The organism is Bradyrhizobium sp. Kon58, from assembly GCF_055807455.1.
Window position 1 is genome coordinate 59,140 of sequence record NZ_JBVVOT010000032.1, and the last position, 15,565, is coordinate 74,704.

15 protein-coding genes are annotated in these 15,565 nt (G+C 63.8%); 8 read left to right on the plus strand and 7 right to left on the minus strand.

The window, feature by feature from the left end; translation table 11 throughout:
* Nucleotides 1–29 precede the first annotated feature (29 nt).
* The 3 genes from hisC to AC0L20_RS33470 all read left to right on the plus strand — a co-directional run bounded on the left by hisC (nucleotide 30) and on the right by AC0L20_RS33470 (nucleotide 3,214).
* Nucleotides 30–1,082, plus strand: a complete 1,053-nt coding sequence (gene hisC, locus AC0L20_RS33460; RefSeq protein WP_473294769.1) for a histidinol-phosphate transaminase — start codon at nucleotides 30–32, stop codon at nucleotides 1,080–1,082.
* 151 nt (nucleotides 1,083–1,233) lie between these two features.
* A complete protein-coding gene (pstS, locus tag AC0L20_RS33465) occupies nucleotides 1,234–2,289 on the plus strand; it encodes a phosphate ABC transporter substrate-binding protein PstS (RefSeq protein ID WP_473294770.1) in 1,056 nt (351 codons plus the stop codon).
* A 226-nt stretch (nucleotides 2,290–2,515) separates the two neighbouring features.
* The gene (locus AC0L20_RS33470) at nucleotides 2,516–3,214 is read left to right on the plus strand and encodes an ABC transporter permease (RefSeq protein ID WP_473294795.1); all 699 of its coding nucleotides are present in this window, start codon (nucleotides 2,516–2,518) and stop codon (nucleotides 3,212–3,214) included.
* Here the strand turns inward: AC0L20_RS33470 and AC0L20_RS33475 are convergent.
* Complete coding sequence (locus tag AC0L20_RS33475) at nucleotides 3,188–3,997, minus strand: ABC transporter substrate-binding protein (protein ID WP_473294771.1); 810 nt, start codon at nucleotides 3,995–3,997, stop codon at nucleotides 3,188–3,190. The two genes, AC0L20_RS33470 and AC0L20_RS33475, sit on opposite strands and share 27 nt — an antisense overlap.
* 168 nt (nucleotides 3,998–4,165) lie before the next feature.
* On the opposite strand from AC0L20_RS33475, the gene AC0L20_RS33480 reads away from it, so the two are divergent.
* From AC0L20_RS33480 to AC0L20_RS33490, 3 genes are all read left to right on the plus strand, one after another.
* Nucleotides 4,166–4,450: a hypothetical protein gene (locus AC0L20_RS33480; protein ID WP_473294772.1), complete on the plus strand. Its 285-nt coding sequence runs from the start codon at nucleotides 4,166–4,168 to the stop codon at nucleotides 4,448–4,450.
* Nucleotides 4,451–4,759: 309 nt separating this feature from the next.
* The gene (locus AC0L20_RS33485) at nucleotides 4,760–5,791 is read left to right on the plus strand and encodes a hypothetical protein (RefSeq protein ID WP_473294773.1); all 1,032 of its coding nucleotides are present in this window, start codon (nucleotides 4,760–4,762) and stop codon (nucleotides 5,789–5,791) included.
* A 63-nt stretch (nucleotides 5,792–5,854) separates the two neighbouring features.
* Nucleotides 5,855–6,127, plus strand: coding sequence for a TonB-dependent receptor plug domain-containing protein (locus tag AC0L20_RS33490; protein ID WP_473294774.1), 273 nt, complete (start codon nucleotides 5,855–5,857; stop codon nucleotides 6,125–6,127).
* Between the two features lie 10 nt (nucleotides 6,128–6,137).
* Here the strand turns inward: AC0L20_RS33490 and AC0L20_RS33495 are convergent, their stop codons facing one another.
* On the minus strand, nucleotides 6,138–7,454 hold the full coding sequence (locus AC0L20_RS33495) for an alpha/beta hydrolase (RefSeq protein ID WP_473294775.1): 1,317 nt from the start codon (nucleotides 7,452–7,454) through the stop codon (nucleotides 6,138–6,140).
* A gap of 291 nt (nucleotides 7,455–7,745) precedes the next feature.
* On the opposite strand from AC0L20_RS33495, the gene blaBJP reads away from it, so the two are divergent.
* Nucleotides 7,746–8,630, plus strand: a complete 885-nt coding sequence (gene blaBJP, locus AC0L20_RS33500; RefSeq protein ID WP_473294776.1) for a BJP family subclass B3 metallo-beta-lactamase — start codon at nucleotides 7,746–7,748, stop codon at nucleotides 8,628–8,630.
* A 319-nt stretch (nucleotides 8,631–8,949) separates the two neighbouring features.
* The gene (locus AC0L20_RS33505; protein WP_473294777.1) at nucleotides 8,950–10,959 is read left to right on the plus strand and encodes a putative bifunctional diguanylate cyclase/phosphodiesterase; all 2,010 of its coding nucleotides are present in this window, start codon (nucleotides 8,950–8,952) and stop codon (nucleotides 10,957–10,959) included.
* Between the two features lie 2 nt (nucleotides 10,960–10,961).
* Here the strand turns inward: AC0L20_RS33505 and AC0L20_RS33510 are convergent, their stop codons facing one another.
* From AC0L20_RS33510 to AC0L20_RS33530, 5 genes are read right to left on the minus strand one after another with little or no spacing between them, the layout of a single operon-like run.
* The gene (locus tag AC0L20_RS33510) at nucleotides 10,962–11,681 is read right to left on the minus strand and encodes an ABC transporter ATP-binding protein (RefSeq protein ID WP_473294778.1); all 720 of its coding nucleotides are present in this window, start codon (nucleotides 11,679–11,681) and stop codon (nucleotides 10,962–10,964) included.
* Complete coding sequence (locus tag AC0L20_RS33515; protein ID WP_247459627.1) at nucleotides 11,674–12,429, minus strand: ABC transporter ATP-binding protein; 756 nt, start codon at nucleotides 12,427–12,429, stop codon at nucleotides 11,674–11,676. Before AC0L20_RS33515 ends, AC0L20_RS33510 begins: the two co-directional genes overlap by 8 nt.
* Nucleotides 12,426–13,424 (minus strand): branched-chain amino acid ABC transporter permease, encoded by a 999-nt coding sequence (locus tag AC0L20_RS33520; RefSeq protein ID WP_473294779.1) that lies wholly within the window; start codon nucleotides 13,422–13,424, stop codon nucleotides 12,426–12,428. The genes AC0L20_RS33515 and AC0L20_RS33520 overlap by 4 nt, the downstream gene beginning before the upstream one ends.
* Entirely contained in the window at nucleotides 13,421–14,296 is an 876-nt protein-coding gene (locus AC0L20_RS33525) for a branched-chain amino acid ABC transporter permease (protein ID WP_473294780.1), read from the minus strand. The genes AC0L20_RS33520 and AC0L20_RS33525 overlap by 4 nt, the downstream gene beginning before the upstream one ends.
* Before the next feature lie 10 nt (nucleotides 14,297–14,306).
* Nucleotides 14,307–15,548 carry an ABC transporter substrate-binding protein gene (locus AC0L20_RS33530; RefSeq protein WP_473294781.1) on the minus strand — a complete coding sequence of 414 codons (1,242 nt, stop codon included), beginning with the start codon at nucleotides 15,546–15,548 and terminating at the stop codon, nucleotides 14,307–14,309.
* Nucleotides 15,549–15,565: the final 17 nt, after the last annotated feature.

Genomic DNA, 15,565 nt, shown 5'->3' on the forward strand with positions numbered 1-15,565 from the left:
GTGCCCCGATCAAATTCGGATTGGAGCTCATGAGCCGTTTCTGGAGTCCGGTCGTCCACACGCTTTCGCCTTATGTCCCCGGCGAGCAGCCCAGGCAGGACGGCATCGTCAAGCTCAATACCAACGAGAATCCCTACCCGCCCTCGCCGCGCGTGCTGGCGGCGATCGCATCGGCCGCGGAGCGGCTGCGCCTTTATCCCGATCCTCGCGCGACGCGCCTACGCGAGGCGATCGCGGCCCATTGCGATGTGGCGCCCGAGCAAGTGTTCGTCGGCAACGGCTCCGACGAGGTTCTGGCCCACACCTTCCAGGCGCTTCTGAAGCACGATACGCCGCTTCTATTCCCCGACGTCACCTACAGCTTCTACCCCGTCTATTGCGGCCTCTATGGAATAGCGCATGACGAGGTGCCGCTCGATGCTGCGATGAGGATCGATATCTCCGACTACCGGCGACCATCGAGTGCCATCCTGCTCTGCAATCCGAACGCTCCGACCGGCATCGCCCTTCAGCGCGACGCAATCGCATCCCTGCTGGCCGAACAGCCGGACCGGCTGGTGGTGGTGGACGAGGCCTATGTCGATTTCGGCGCCGAGAGCGCCGTGCCGCTGGTTGCACGCCACGACAATCTGCTGGTCATCCAGACCTTCTCGAAGTCGCGCTCACTCGCTGGCCTACGGGTTGGTTTTGCCATCGGCCAACGACCGCTGATCGAAGCGCTGGAACGGGTGAAGGACAGCTTCAACTCCTATCCGCTCGATTGCCTCGCGATCGCCGGCGCCATCGCCGCGATCGAGGACGAGGGCTGGTTCAGAGACACCCGTGCTCGTATCATCGCAAGCCGCGAAACCTTGGCCCGGGACCTTGGACAACTTGGCTTCGAGGTGTTGCCGTCGCTCGCCAACTTCGTCTTCGCGTGCCATCGAGGCCGGAGCGGAGCAGATCTCGCGGCAGCGCTTCGCCAGCGTGGCGTTCTGGTCCGTCATTTCGGAAAGCCGCGCATCGAGGACTTCCTGCGCGTCACGGTCGGAACGGAGGCGGAGTGTGCCCGGCTCGTTGAAGTGCTGCGCAGCTTGATCTGAGCTGACGCACGCATCGCGGTTCGTGCCGCCAAAGGCGCTGCGTGCGGCCGCTCGTCGTCTGTTGCTCGTGACGCGCCTCACACAAGCATTCACGGCAGTTTTGTGACATAGACCACATCTGTTTCGTGCCCGAGCTGTTAGCGTCGTGCATATGAAGAAACACATCGCACTCCCCGTGATCCTCACCGCTCTGCTCGTCGCCACGCAAAGCCTAGCGGCTGAGATCAGAGGTGCCGGCTCAACCTTCGTTTCGCCTGTGATGGCGAAATGGATCGATGCGTATAAAATGAAGACCGGTAACATCGTCAGCTACCAGGCGGTCGGTTCGAGCATCGGCGTCGGCCTGATCAAGAAAGAGTCCGTCGATTTCGGCGCAAGCGATATGCCGATGGACCCCAAGGAATTGGACAAGCTCGGCATGATGCAATTTCCGATCGTGATCGGCGGGGTCGTGCCTGTCGTCAATATCGACGGAGTCAAGCCCGGCCAGATCCGCTTCACCGGCCAGATGCTCGCCGATATCTATCTCGGCAGGCTCAAATCCTGGAACGACCCGGCCATTCGCGCGGTCAACCCCGACATCAGGTTACCGAACGCGCCGATCACGGTGGTTCATCGCACCGACGGATCGGGCACGACGTTCAACTGGTCGAACTACCTGTCCAAGGTCAACCCGCAGTGGAAGGCGAGCGTCGGAGAAGGGACCTCCGTCGAGTGGCCGCTTGGCCTCGGCGGCAAGGGCAATGATGGCGTCGCCTCGCTCGTCAGCCTCGTCCCCGGCGCGATCGGCTATCTCGAATACAGCTACGCACTGCAGCGGCTCGACCGGATCTCCTTCGGTCGAGTGCAGAATAGCGCCGGCAATTTCGTCATTCCCGACGCCGCATCGTTCCAGGCGGCGGCCGCGAGTGCGGACTGGAAGGCGGACAAGGATTTCCATCTCGTCCTCACCAATGCGCCCGGCGAAGACGCCTACCCGATCACGGCCACGACTTTCGTGCTGATGCCGAAGGCGCCCAAATCCGTTGACAGGTCGGCGGCCGCCATCGATTTCGTCCGCTGGTCGCTGGAGAACGGAAAGCCGCAGGCCGAGACGCTCAACTACGTTCCGCTGCCGCCCGCCTTGGTCGAGCAGATCGAGAATTATTGGCAGCAGAGCATTGAGGCATCCCCCACGCTCTCGGCATCGGCCAGCGTCAAGCGGTAATATCAAAGGGAAGCTGCTGCCAGGCAGCCCGCGACTTTGATGTCCGGTCGAATTCGGTTTCCAAACCGGTCCACGCGAGTATTCTGTGACTGGCCTGCTGCCTGGAAACTTTTGCTGCGGCGGCCGGGCCACTGGATACTTGCAGGGAATCAGACGTGACGCAGCTCCGCAGTCCCGGAATTGACGGACCCCAGCCATGGCGGCTGGCGCCGAAGCTCAGGCACGGATGAACGACTTCGCGCGATCCGTCGGCGCCGCATTCACGCTGATCGGCGAGGCCGACGCAGAGCTTCTGGGCATCGTCGGGCTTTCGGTGCGCGTCAGCCTGACCGCCAGCATCCTCGCGCTTCTAATTGGGGCGCCGTTCGGGGCGCTGCTTGCTATCACCCGGTTCCGCGGACGGCAGGTCATCATCGTCCTCACCAATGCCTTGCTTGGCCTTCCGCCGGTCGTGGTCGGGCTCGCGCTCTATCTTCTGCTGTCGCGCTCCGGCCCGCTCGGGGTCGCCGGCCTGTTGTTCACGCCGGCGGCCATGGTGGTCGCGCAGACGCTGCTCGCCACACCGATCGTGGTCGCACTGGTGCACCGGCCGGCGAGCCTGCTGTGGGCGGAGTATGGCGACCTGGCGCGGATCGACGGGCTGTCAACGCTACGCAGCATCGGCTTGCTGTTCGCGCTGGGCCGGACCTCACTGCTGACCGCCTTTCTCGCAGCCTTCGGCCGCGCGATTGCGGAGGTTGGCGCCATCCTCATCGTCGGCGGCAACATCCGCGGCTTCACGCGTACGATGACGACAGCGATCGCGCTGGAGACCAGTAAGGGCGATCTGCCGTTGGCGCTCGGGCTCGGGTTGATCCTGCTCGCACTCAGCGTCGCAGTGTCGACCGTCGCGTTCCTGCTAGTGGGACGCGTTGGGGAAAAATAGCTGCTCGCCCCCGACCTTGTAGCCGGCGATGGCCTCCTGCCCTTTCGAAGAGATCAGCCAGTCGATGAAGGCTTGCCCGTCCCGCGCCTTCACGTTCGCATGCTTGGCCGGATTGACCAGCATGACGCCGTACTGGTTGAACAGCCGCTTGTCGCCTTCGGTCAGGACGGCGAGCTCGCCGCGGTTCTTGAATGACAACCAGGTGCCGCGGTCCGACAGCAGATAGGCGTTCGACGACGACGCCATGTTGAGTGCCGGGCCCATGCCCTGGCCGATCTCGCGATACCAGCCGTCCTTGGCGACACCGAGGTCGATGCCTGCCTCCTTCCACAGCCGCAGTTCGGCCGCGTGCGTGCCGGATTTGTCGCCGCGCGAGATGAACGGCGCCTTCGCGGCCGCGATCTTGCGCAGCGCCTCGGCCACGTCCTTGCCGCCGGCGATCTTCGCGGGATCGCTCTTCGGCCCGACAATGACGAAGTCGTTGTACATCACATCGAAGCGCTTCACGCCCTCCCCTTCGGACATGAACTTGTCCTCGGCGGGCCTGTCATGGACGAACACGACGTCTGCATCGCCGCGCCGCCCGATGTCGAGCGCCTGGCCCGTGCCGACGGCAACGACCTTCACGTCGATGCCCGCGGCCTTCGAGAACAGCGGCAGCAAGTAACCGAACAGCCCCGACTGTTCCGTCGACGTCGTCGAGGCCACGGTGATGGCGCGCTCCTGCGCGACTGCGATCGTGGACCAGAGCAGAACCGCTGCGAGAGTCAGTATCCTTTTCATGCCTCGTCCTTACACCAGATGCCCGATGTTCCAAACTCTCGATAGAGCTGTACAGGGAACCTCGACAAGCGCCGCAACGCGTTTGTCATGATCCCTCGCGGCGCTCCCCTGTGAGGAACGTCCGCTCCGCGCGCAAGTTGTACTGAAATCAACCCAGGAGGAAACCAGATGAAGAAGATCATTTTGGCATCCGCATGCATCATGGCGCTGGCGACCGGCGGCGCCTTGGCGCAGACACAGCCCGCCCCAGGCGCATCCGGCCAAGGCGACGTCGGGCCCTCGTCCCGGGGCCCCGCGACCAAGGGCATGACGACCGGCACGTCATCGAACATGCAGAACGAGGCCGCCGACAGCAAGGGCAAGCAGGCTCCGAGCGCCGGTGGCAGTAACACCAATAACATGGGCAGCCAGGCCGGCGGCGGCGCGGGCTCCGGCTCCGGCGCGGGAAAGTAGGCCGGTATCGATCGGAAATCTGGAGAGGCGTCAGTCCCTCTCCAGATAGGGCGGGCTGTGCGTAGTCAGCGTCCGAGGTACCTCGAGACGTGGCTTGTCTATCGCTCCGGCTCTTTCAGTCAATCATCTTCGTGCGGCCAAAGCCTGTCATCGCCGATCACGTTCGCCTCCGTCACGCGCGCGTAACGGAGGCGCCGATGTTCTGCAATTGGTCCCACCTACATTGACATCAGTGTGACAGCCGGGGATTTTTACATTGCTGGCGAATCAGCGATGGCCTCAAGCCGAGTACCTCTTGGACAACTCCCAGTGCTTTCGAGACTGATATCGTTGCTGCGCCGCATCCCCGCGGTGAAATGGGCGTTCAACCGGCTCCGGCCCGCGCCGCACGGCGGCAGCATCGACGTCGCGCCTGATGCCGCGGACGCCTCGTCCGGCCTCGTTGCCGACATTTTAGAAGCCGCTCCGGCTCTGGACACCAGCATCAGCGCGGATACGTCAAACTGCGACGTTGTGGCCGCCGCTTCAGCCGCCGAAGACGGGACCGCCAGACCCGTCATCGCGGAGAGCCCGTCGGAAGCGCCAGCCGATGTCAGCGGCAGCGGCGATTCAACCCGGGAGACGGCGGCGGAAGTCGAGCCGGTCGTCGTGGAGGAAGCTTCGGTCGCGACCATCGATGTCGAGCGTGAGACGGTCGACGTCCCCGAACTCATCATCAACAGCGATCCATCTCCCGAACCCGCGGCCGACGTTGAGCCCGTTGTCGCGGAGAAGGCCTCGTCTGTCGAGGTCGTGCCGGTTGATGCCCCCGCTTTCGCCATCAACGACGAGCATTCCTCCGCCGTCGACGTGGATACTTGCTCAACCCTCGACGACACGCGTGTCGCGCTTGCCTCCAGCGCGGCGGAAGTCGTCGCCAGCACGCCCAGCGTCGTCACGGATATTGCGCCGGAGCCAGCCCTCGAGGCTCCCGCTCCGGGGATCACCAGCGCGCCGAAGATTCGTGCAAAGATCGCAGAACCCGCCGACCGCGCCGCGCTGATCCGGCAGCGCTGGGCGGAGACCGGAATCAGGATGTGGAATCCGCGCCTCCACGGTGCCGGTGATGCCACGCTGAACATCCAAGGAAGCGTCGGGCTGCTGCCGCCCGCGCCTGGCGAGACGATGCCGCGCTACGACAAGCTGGAATTCAGGATGCTCGGCGGACAAATCATCTGCGAGGGCGTGATCGTCGAAGCACCCGCGCATGCGAGCCAGCGCAGTTTTACGCGGCTCGCGGAGCCGGGAAAACCGGATCGGGTCCGCGAACCAATACGGGAACGCCAGGCCGCTCTCGCCTGACCCCTTATTTCCTGCGACGACCAGCCCATATGATAGGCTAACGCCCTGAATTTGGGAGATCGCATGCCCGCAAAATCATTGCGACTGACCGCGATCGCCGCCCTCTGTGTCTCGCAGACATCGTTTGCAGACGCCGGCAAGCTGCCACGCCATGCGCCCGCGACCGATCGGGCGTCATCCTACAAAGCCGACCGCCTCTCCTCTTCGCGCGGAGAGACGATCCTCAACACGCCCGGCCAGACCACCGTGCTGACGCGAGAGGTCCTCGACGACAAGAACGCGACGAGCCTCAAAGATGCCATGCGCTCGACCGCCGGCGTGACGATCGGACGCTAGGCCACTTCGCTCAGGGGATCGCGTAGCCCTTCCAGACCCACTCCAGCGCCGACGGCAGCGTCTGCGCGATCGTGGGCCGGTCGACGTGCTTGGCGTTGCGTACGAACAGAAACTGATAGTGGTAGCCCTTCTCCGCCAGCACCTTGGCCATCAGCGCGTTGGAGAGGGTCCAGTCGTGCATGCCGTCGGGAATCGTGGGGTTCGGATAGAACAGGTCCTGGTCGCCGCCGAAGAACCAGAAGCGGATCGGCTTGGTCGGCGCAGCGACGATCAGCGGCACGCCGGGCGGCTCGGCCGGCGTGAGCACGCCCGCCTTGGAGATGAGATTGGGTGTGGCCGGCCCCGGCCATGCGCTGTGATATTCCCAGGCGCCGCCGCGCAGCGACGGGTCATGCGGCCATTGCTGGTTGACCATGGTCGGCGAGAACGCCAGCACGCGGTGATAGAGATCGGGATAGAACCACGCCATGGTGAAGGCTGCCACGCCGCTCGAACTCAGCCCCATGGTCGCACGCCCATCGGAATTTTTGGTCAGCCTGACGTCGGCATTCTTTTCGACCAGCGGCAGCACTTCACGCTCGACGAATTGCGCGTAGGCGCCTGACACCGCGTCATATTCGCGGCCGCGCTGACTGCCCTGCGCGTCCTGCCCGCCATTGCCGATCTGGATCGCGATCATCGGCGGCACGCGGCGCTGCGCGATCAGATTGTCGAGCGTGACGGCGAGATCCTTGTAGGCGTTGGAGCCGCCGTCGCCGACCACGATGAACGGCGCCTCGCTGCCGCGCACATATTGCGCCGGCACATAGACGTCGATAGTGCGCGACCAGACGCCGGGATGGCTGGTGGTGACGATCATGTGCGACTTGTCGTCCGGCGCCGTGACGGTCGTCATGATCGAGGAATTGGTGCAACCGGCAAGATCGTCGCGGATCAGGCCGGGATTGTAGATGGTGCTCTCCTTCGACGACAGCGTGAAAGATTTTGTCGTCCCGCGCGGCACGCCCTCCTTCGCGACCGTCTCCGGCGCAGGATTGTGGGTGGGACCGATGATGAAATTGCCCTCGGCACCCGCTGGCGGCAGCGTTCCGTCAGGAAGCTCAGTGGCGCGTGGATAATTGGGATTGGCGGGATCACGCGTCGGAGGCGCCGTCTTGAAGTCGAGACCCGTCGTATCGATGAAGAACGGGCCCGCCTTGTCGGTGCTGTTGGCCCCAGGCGGCACCACCATGTTCTGGGTGACGCAGGCCGGCTGCGAGAAGGCAATCGAAGTGAAGGAGACGAGGGAAATCAGCGTCCCCGCAAGGATGGACAACGAATTGGTCATTTCAGCTCCCGATGCCGACGAGTCTTTCTGGCTCGCCTTGGGGCGAAGTATGGCGAGCCGACTGCGCGCGGTCAAATCCCGCCCGGCCGCGTTACCGCAATGGCCGCCATGCTCAAAACGGACAGACTCGGTTATTCCACGCATGCCACGAAATTTTTCAGACATGTGGCCGTTGCTGCCGCACCTCGCACGACGTAGCTTGCCGGCCGGCCGCGCGAAGGCCGCGCCCGATCAAGACGACAAGAACAATCTGCAAGAACAATCTGCAAGAACAATCCCGGGAGACAAACCATGAAGAAGTTCACGGCCGCGCTGTGCGCGCTGGCGTTCCTCGCAACCGGCGCGCAGGCGCAGACCGTCAAGGACTTCCTGGCGGTGGTCACCAAGAAATGGACCACGCCGTTCGAGCCGTTCCAGCTCATCGGCAACATCTACTATGTCGGCACTGACGGCATCGCCGTCTACATCATCAAGACCTCACAAGGCCTGATCCTGATGGATACGGCGCTTCCGGAATCCACCGGCATGATCAAGGACAACATTGCCAAGCTCGGTCTCAAGGTCTCGGACATCAAGATCATCCTCAACACGCACGCGCATTTCGACCACACCGGCGGTTTCGCCGAAATCAAGAAGGAGACCGGCGCGCAGCTGATCGCCGGCGAACGCGACAAGCCGCTGCTGGAAGGCGGCTATTATCCTGGCGACGAGAAGAACGAGGACCTCGCCTTCCCCGCAGTGAAGGTCGATCGCGCCGTGAAGGAAGGCGACAAGATCACGCTCGGCGACACCACGCTGACGGCTCACGCCACCCCCGGCCATTCGCCTGGCTGCACGAGTTGGGAGATGACCGTCAAGGACGGCAATCAGGACCGCGAGGTGCTGTTCTTCTGTAGCGGCACGGTGGCGTTGAACCGGCTGGTGGGCCAGCCGACCCACGCCGGAATCGTCGACGATTACCGTGCGACCTACGCCAAAGTGAAGGCGATGAAGATCGACGTGCTGCTCGGGCCGCATCCGGAGGTCTATGGCATGCAGGCCAAGCGCGCCGAAATGAAGGACGGCGCACCGAACCCGTTCGTCAAGCCGGGTGAGCTCGCAGCCTACGCCACAACCCTGTCGGAAGATTTCGACAAGCAGCTCGCCAAGCAGACCGCCGCGCTCGAGAAGAAATAGCGATCGTCTCGCGCTATCTTCACCTCTCCTTCTCTCCGGGGGAGAGGTGAAGCCGGCATGCCGGCTCGCACCGCTGTCGGTGCGACAATAGGTTGCGCCGGCGCATATGGTTAGCAGAGCGTACCGCATCTTATGCGGGCTCTTTCAGCCAATCCCCGCACTTCCGCCGCCGGATATCGTTAACGCAACCTGACCGGTGCGCGGATCGAGAAGATCCGCGGCGCGTCGAACCTCTCGCGAGGACTCCAATCTAACGCCCCCTTTACCCCCGCCGTGCAAGATCGCCCCCGTTTTGAAGGAATTCAGGGCTGATATTGCAATGCCTGTCACCAATTTGAAGTCTCATCTAGCTGCCGTTGCAGAGCTGTTTCGGGTGCCGGCCGACAATCCGGAGCTGATGCGCGCGCAATTCGACGCCTTCTCAAAACAAATCCCGCTGCTCTATTTCATCCTGATCACAAACACGATCGCGGTGGCTTATACCTATGTGCCGCTGGCACCGCCCTCGCTCAGTATGATCGTGCCCGCCCTGTTGATCGCGATCACAGGCTTTCGCACATTCTGGTGGCTGCGCCAGCGCCGTGTCGTGCGCACCGATGCCGACATCCTGCGCAATCTGCGCTTTACCAACTGGATCGCGGCGCCGATCGGCGCAGGCTTCACCGCATGGTCCTTCGCGCTCTATCCTTACGGCGATGCTTTCGCCAAGAGTCAGGTAGCCTTCTACATGGCGGTGACCGTGATCGGCTGCATCTTCTCGCTGATGCATCTGCGCTCGGCGGCACTGATCGTGACGCTGGTCGTCGACGTGCCCTATGTAGTGTTCTTCTGGGCCACCGGCGAGCCGACGCTGAAGGCGATCGCCGTCAACAATCTGCTCGTGTCGGGGGCGATGGTGACGGTACTGTTCATCTACTATCGTGACTTCGCCGATCTCGTCGCGAGCCGCAAATCGCTGCTGGCGCAGCAGGCCGCCACCCAGGCCCTTTCGGACGAGAACTTCCGCCTCGCCAACCTCGATTCCCTGACGGAATTGCCGAACCGCCGCCGCTTCTTCGCCGAGCTGTCGAGCGCGTTCACCGATGCCGAGCGCAGAAACGTTCGCGTCGCGGTCGGGATCATCGACCTCGATGGCTTCAAGCCGATCAACGACAATTACGGCCATTCGGTTGGCGACCGCGTTCTGATCGAGGCGGGCCGGCGCATCCGCGAGGTCTGCGAGGGCTTCGGTCCGCAGCGGGTGGAATTCGCCAGGCTCGGCGGCGACGAGTTCGGCCTCGTCGTGTGCGGCGACCCTGACGATGCGGATCTGATGCGGCTCGGCGAACGTGTTGGTGACCAGGTCAAGCTGCCCTACCAGCTCGACACCGCCCATACCGGGCTGTCCTGTTCGATCGGCTTCGCGCTGTTCCCGCAATCGGCAACGACGGCAGAAGCGCTCTATGAATGCGCCGACTATTCGCTTTATCACGCCAAGCGCCATCTGCGCGGCCGCACCGTGATCTTCTCGAGCGAGCTCGAGGCCGAGATCCGCAGCCGCGGCGTCATCGAGAATTTGCTGCGCACCGCCGATTTCAGCACCGAGATGGACCTGGTGTACCAGCCGATCGTGGACGCCATGAGCGAGCATACCGCCGGCTTCGAGGTCCTGGCGCGCTGGCACAGCTCCCGCCTCGGCCTGGTTTCGCCGGCCGATTTCATTCCGGCCGCCGAGCGCATTGGCCTGATCCGGCCGCTGACGCAGGCGCTCCTGGTACGCGCGCTCGCGACGGCCAGGACCTGGCCCGACCACATCCGCCTGTCGTTCAACTTGTCTGCCCACGACGTCTGCTCGCCCGAGGGCATCCTGCCGCTGATCACGATCGTCGAGAAGAGCGGGCTGCCGCCGCACCGGATCGACTTCGAGATCACCGAGACCGCCGTCACCTTCGATTTCGTACGCGCACAACAGTCGATCGCAGCATTGAAGGCGATGGGCTGCGGCATTTCGCTGGACGATTTCGGCACCGGCTACTCCTCGCTGAGCCACGTGCACTGGCTCCCGCTCGACAAAATCAAGATCGACCGCAGCTTCATCGCCGACGTCAACGACAATCCAGTGAGCCACAAGATCATCAAGTCCCTCACGGGCCTCTGTGACGACATGGAGATCGCCTGCGTCGCCGAGGGCGTCGAGACTCGCGCTCAGCTCGACACCCTGCGCCGGCTGGGATGCGACTTCATCCAGGGCTACTATTTCGCAAAGCCCATGCATGGCGACGCGATCGACGAGTATCTCGCCAAGGAACGCCAGCGCCTCGGCGGCGCCGTATCCAGGGTCGTGGCCTAAAGTCAGACCGCGCAGTAGCGCTCCTGGATGTCCTTGTCCGCCAGCAGCGCCGCGGCGCTGCTTTGATGCACGACTTCACCCTGATCGATGATCACGGCACGGTCAGCGAGCCGCAGCGCCCATTCGACGTTCTGCTCGACCAGGAGCAGCGTCTTGCCCTCGTCGCGCAGCCGACGGAACAGCACGCCCATCTCCTCGACCAGCACAGGCATGATGCCCTCCGACGGCTCGTCGAGCAGAAGCATCTTGGGCTTTGCGATCAAGGCGCGTGCAATCGCCAGCATCTGCTGCTCGCCGCCTGACAGCGTGACACCCTCCTGGCCGAGGCGCTCCTTCAGGCGCGGAAAGGTCTCGGCGATCTCGTCGATCGCGACGCGCTCATCGATGTCGCTTCCTGCCGCGACGAGGCCGAGACGAAGGTTCTCGCGCACGGAGAGACCGGGGACGATGCGGCGCTCCTCGGGGACGTAGGCAAGGCCGAGATGGAAGCGCTGATGGGCGCGAAGCTGCAGAAGCTCCCGGCCCGCAAAGCGCACGCGACCCGTCGCCTTCGGCATCAGGCCCATCATCGACCGCAGCGTGGTGGTCTTCCCGGCCCCGTTGCGGCCGACAAGGGCAACGACCTCGCCGGGCTGCACATGCAAGGAAATGCCGTGAAGGACGTGGCTCGCGCCATACCAGGCGTGGAGATCCTCAATTTCGAGCAATGCAGTCTCAGCCATAGCCTTCACTTTGTCCGAGATAGACCCGGCGGACCTCCGGATTGCTCCTGATCTCATCGGGCGCGCCGTCCGCAAGCAAGCGGCCATGATGTAGCACCACGACGCGCTTGGATAGGCCCAGCACCATCTTCATCTTGTGTTCGACGAGAAGCACGGTGCGCTTCTCGGCGAGCCGTTCGAGCAGCGCGACCATGTCCTTGGTCTCCTCCGGCCCCATGCCGGCGGTCGGCTCGTCGAGCAGAAGCAATTCCGGCTCCGAGACCAACGCAATTGCGATCTCCAGCGCGCGCTGCTGGCCATGCGACAGGAACTTCGCCAGTTCGGCGCGCCTGCCAGATAGCCCCACTGCGTCGAGTGCGGCATCAGCGCGGGCATTGAGCTCCGTAAGTCGGGCACGGTTGCGCCAGATGTCGTAGCTCACGGTCAGCGCCTGCGCCGCCACGCGGACGTTCTCGTGCACCGACAGGTCCGGGAAGATGTTTGTGATCTGATAAGAGCGCGAGATGCCCTGATGCACGAACCGATGCTGCGGAAGGCCGTTCAGCTCGCGTCCTCTGAAATGCAGCTTGCCTGACGTCGGTGTCAGCGCGCCGGAGAGGATGTTGAAGAACGTGCTTTTGCCGGCGCCGTTCGGCCCGATGATCGAGGTGAGCTGTCCGGCCGCAAAAGACACGGTGATGCCTTCGAGCGCGACGAAGCCGCCGAAGTGCTTCCCTATTCCCTCGGCACGAAGCAATTCGCCGCTCATGGCCGCGCCTTTCCGACACCCAATGTGTCGAGCAGCGTGCCCCAGATGCCCTTGGGCAGGAACAGCACGAACAGGACGAAGATCGCGCCGACGAAGAGCTGCCAGTGCGGGGTCCAGACCGAGATGACGTCCTCGAGAATCAGGAACGCCGCTGCACCAACGAACGGCCCGAAGAAGCTGCGCGCGCCGCCGAGGAGCACCATCATCACGATCATGCCCGAGGTCTGGTAATGCAGGATGTCGAGCGGCACGATCGACAGATGTAGCGCCAGCATGCAGCCACCGAGCGAGGAGATCGCGCCCGACAGCATGAACACGATCAGCTTGCTGCGCTCGACGTCATAGCCACAGGCCCGCGCCCGCTGCTCGTTCTCGCGGATTGCCTCGATCACGGCCCCGAAGGGCGAGTTCAGAATGCGCGACTGGAACCACATGGCCAATGCGGCGAAGGCCATCAGCACATAATATTTGTTGACGGGGTCGAGGAAATTGACGGGGAAGCCGAACAGGCTGATGCGATCGACGGTAAAGCCGCGCAGGCCATTCTCGCCACCGGTGAAAGACGAGGCCTGGAGCGCGACGTAATAAACGAGCTGAGCCAGCGCGAGCGTCACCATGGAGAAGTAGATGCCGCGGGTGCGCGTCGAGACGATGCCGATCGCGGCGGCGAGGCCGGTGCTGAGCAGGACGGCAATCGGCACCGCGGCGAACCAGGGCACGCCGTAACGGCCGATCGCAATGCCGGTGAAGTAGGCGCCCGCACCGAAGAACGCGGCCTGGCCGAACGACAACAGCCCCGTGTAGCCGAACAGCAGATTGTAGCCCATCACCACGACGCCATAGATCAGGACGTTGACGGCCAGCGCGTGGGACGGCAGCAGCCAGGGCAACACAGCCAGCACCGCGATGGAGAGCAACACGCGTTGCTCGAGAAGCCGGCTGAGCCCGTTGGACGACGGTCTGGCGACCGCTTCGCCACTCGATGGTGAGGTCACGCGGTCCTCCCTCTGATGCCGAACAGCCCCTGCGGGCGGATCAGCAGCACCACGGCCATCAGCGCGAACATGACGATGGTCGCCATCTCCGGCGCGAACAGCGCGACCAGGCTGATCGAGATGCCGACCATGAGACCTGCGACGACGGCCCCTACGATCGAGCCGAGGCCGCCAATCACGGTCACCACGAAGGCTTCCGCCAGCACCAGCGATCCCATCTCCGGATTGACGCTGCGCATGGGACCCGCGAGCACGCCGCCGAGCGCGGCCAGCCCGACGCCTAGCCCGAAGATTGCGAGCCAGACCCGGCCGATGTCGACACCGAGCACCTGCATGATGGTGGGATCGCGGGCGCCCGCGCGCACGATCAAGCCGATCCGGGTCTTCTCCAGCGTCAGCCAGAGCACCAGGAGCACCACCGCCACCAGCGCAATGACGAACAGGCGGTAGCGCGGGAAGAAGCCGATGCCGAGATCGAGCACGCCGATCAGCTGCGGCGGGGTCGGAAACGGGATGCCGTCGCTGCCGAACACGATCCGGACGCCCTCGACCAGGATGTAGCTGAGGCCGAAAGTAAGGAGCAGCGGATCGTCGATCGAGCGCCCATAGAGCCTTCGGATCAGGATGAACTCGATCAGCATGCCGAAGGCGCCGATCAGGATGGGCGCCAGCAGCAATCCCCACCAGAAGCTTCCGGTGAGAGACGCCAGATACAGCCCCGCATAGGCCCCGATCATGAACAGCGCGCCATGAGCGAAATTGACCACCCCGAGCATGCCGAACACGATCGTCAGTCCAAGCGCAGTGATCACCAGGACCGCCCCAAGGGCGATCCCGGAAAGAAGCTGCATGATGATCAGCGACAGGTCCATTGCCCGGGCTTCAGGTCGCGTGGCCCAGCTCGCTGCAACTGCGCAGCATGTCGTCGGAGCCGGTGTCGTTGGCGAGAATGGCGAACAGATCGTTGTCGCTGGCCATGGCGGACTTCTTCTTGGACTCCAGCACCAGCACCGGCTGCACCGACTGGTGGTCGCATTTGCGGTAATGCTGCGGACCCTTGGTCAGGTCGTATTGCAGCTTCTCCAGGGCATCGACGACCTTGTCGGTCTCGGTGCCACCCGCGGTTTGCATGGCCGCCAGCAGCGACCCGACGCCGGCATAACCGTAGGCGCCGTAGTCGGTCGGGATGGCGCCGCCATTGGCTGCCTTGAAGGCGGTGTTGAAAGCGGCGGCGGACTTGCTCTGCGTCTCCAGGCCCCAGTAATAGTTGGCGCCGCCGACCACGCCCTCGAACACGTCGGGGCCGACCGCGAGCCGCTGGTTGTGCAGGATCACCGGCACGACGATCTTCATCTGCTGCTTGACGCCGAAATCAACCGCCTGCTTGATCGCATTGGCCTGGTCGCGGCCGAAATTGGAGATGCAGAGCACGTCCGGCCGCAGCGACATCAGGCGCGGCATGAAGGTGGAATAGTCGGCAGCGCCGAACGGATGCAGGATCTCGCCGACATTGTCCGCGCCGATCGCCGCCTGCGCGCGCTTGAAGCCACGCAGCATCTCATGCCCGTACGCGTAGTCTGCGACGAGATGGGCAACCTTCATGCCCTTCTTCAGGGTCTGCCGTGCAACGGCGGCGGTCGTCATGTGTGGGTTCAGCGCCTCGTGGAAGGTATATTTGCTGAAATCCTTGGCCTCGTTGATGGTGTCGGACTGGCTGATCGAAACATAGATCACGCCGCGGGCGCGGGTGACTTCGTTGACCGCGAGCTGCACGGCGCTGGAGAGCGCGCCGACCACGGCGTGAACCTTGTCCTTCTCGATCAGCTCCAGCGTACGGGTCGCGGCCTCGCCGGCATTGAGCTTATCGTCGCGCACCAACAGCTCGACCTTGCGGCCGCCGATGCCGCCCTTGTCGTTGGCGAGTTTGACCGCGAGCTCGGCGCACTTGACCTGGTCGCGCGCCTCCGCAGCGAACGGGCCGGTCAGCGGGGTCGGAAAGCCGATGCGGATCGTTTCGTCGGCAGCGCGCCCGAGCCGCGGCATGGCGAGCAGTGCCGCGCTTGCCGAGAGACCGGCGAGCGCGGTGCGGCGGGATATTTTCAGGGTCGAACCGGATTTGGGCATGATTTCCTCCAATGTCT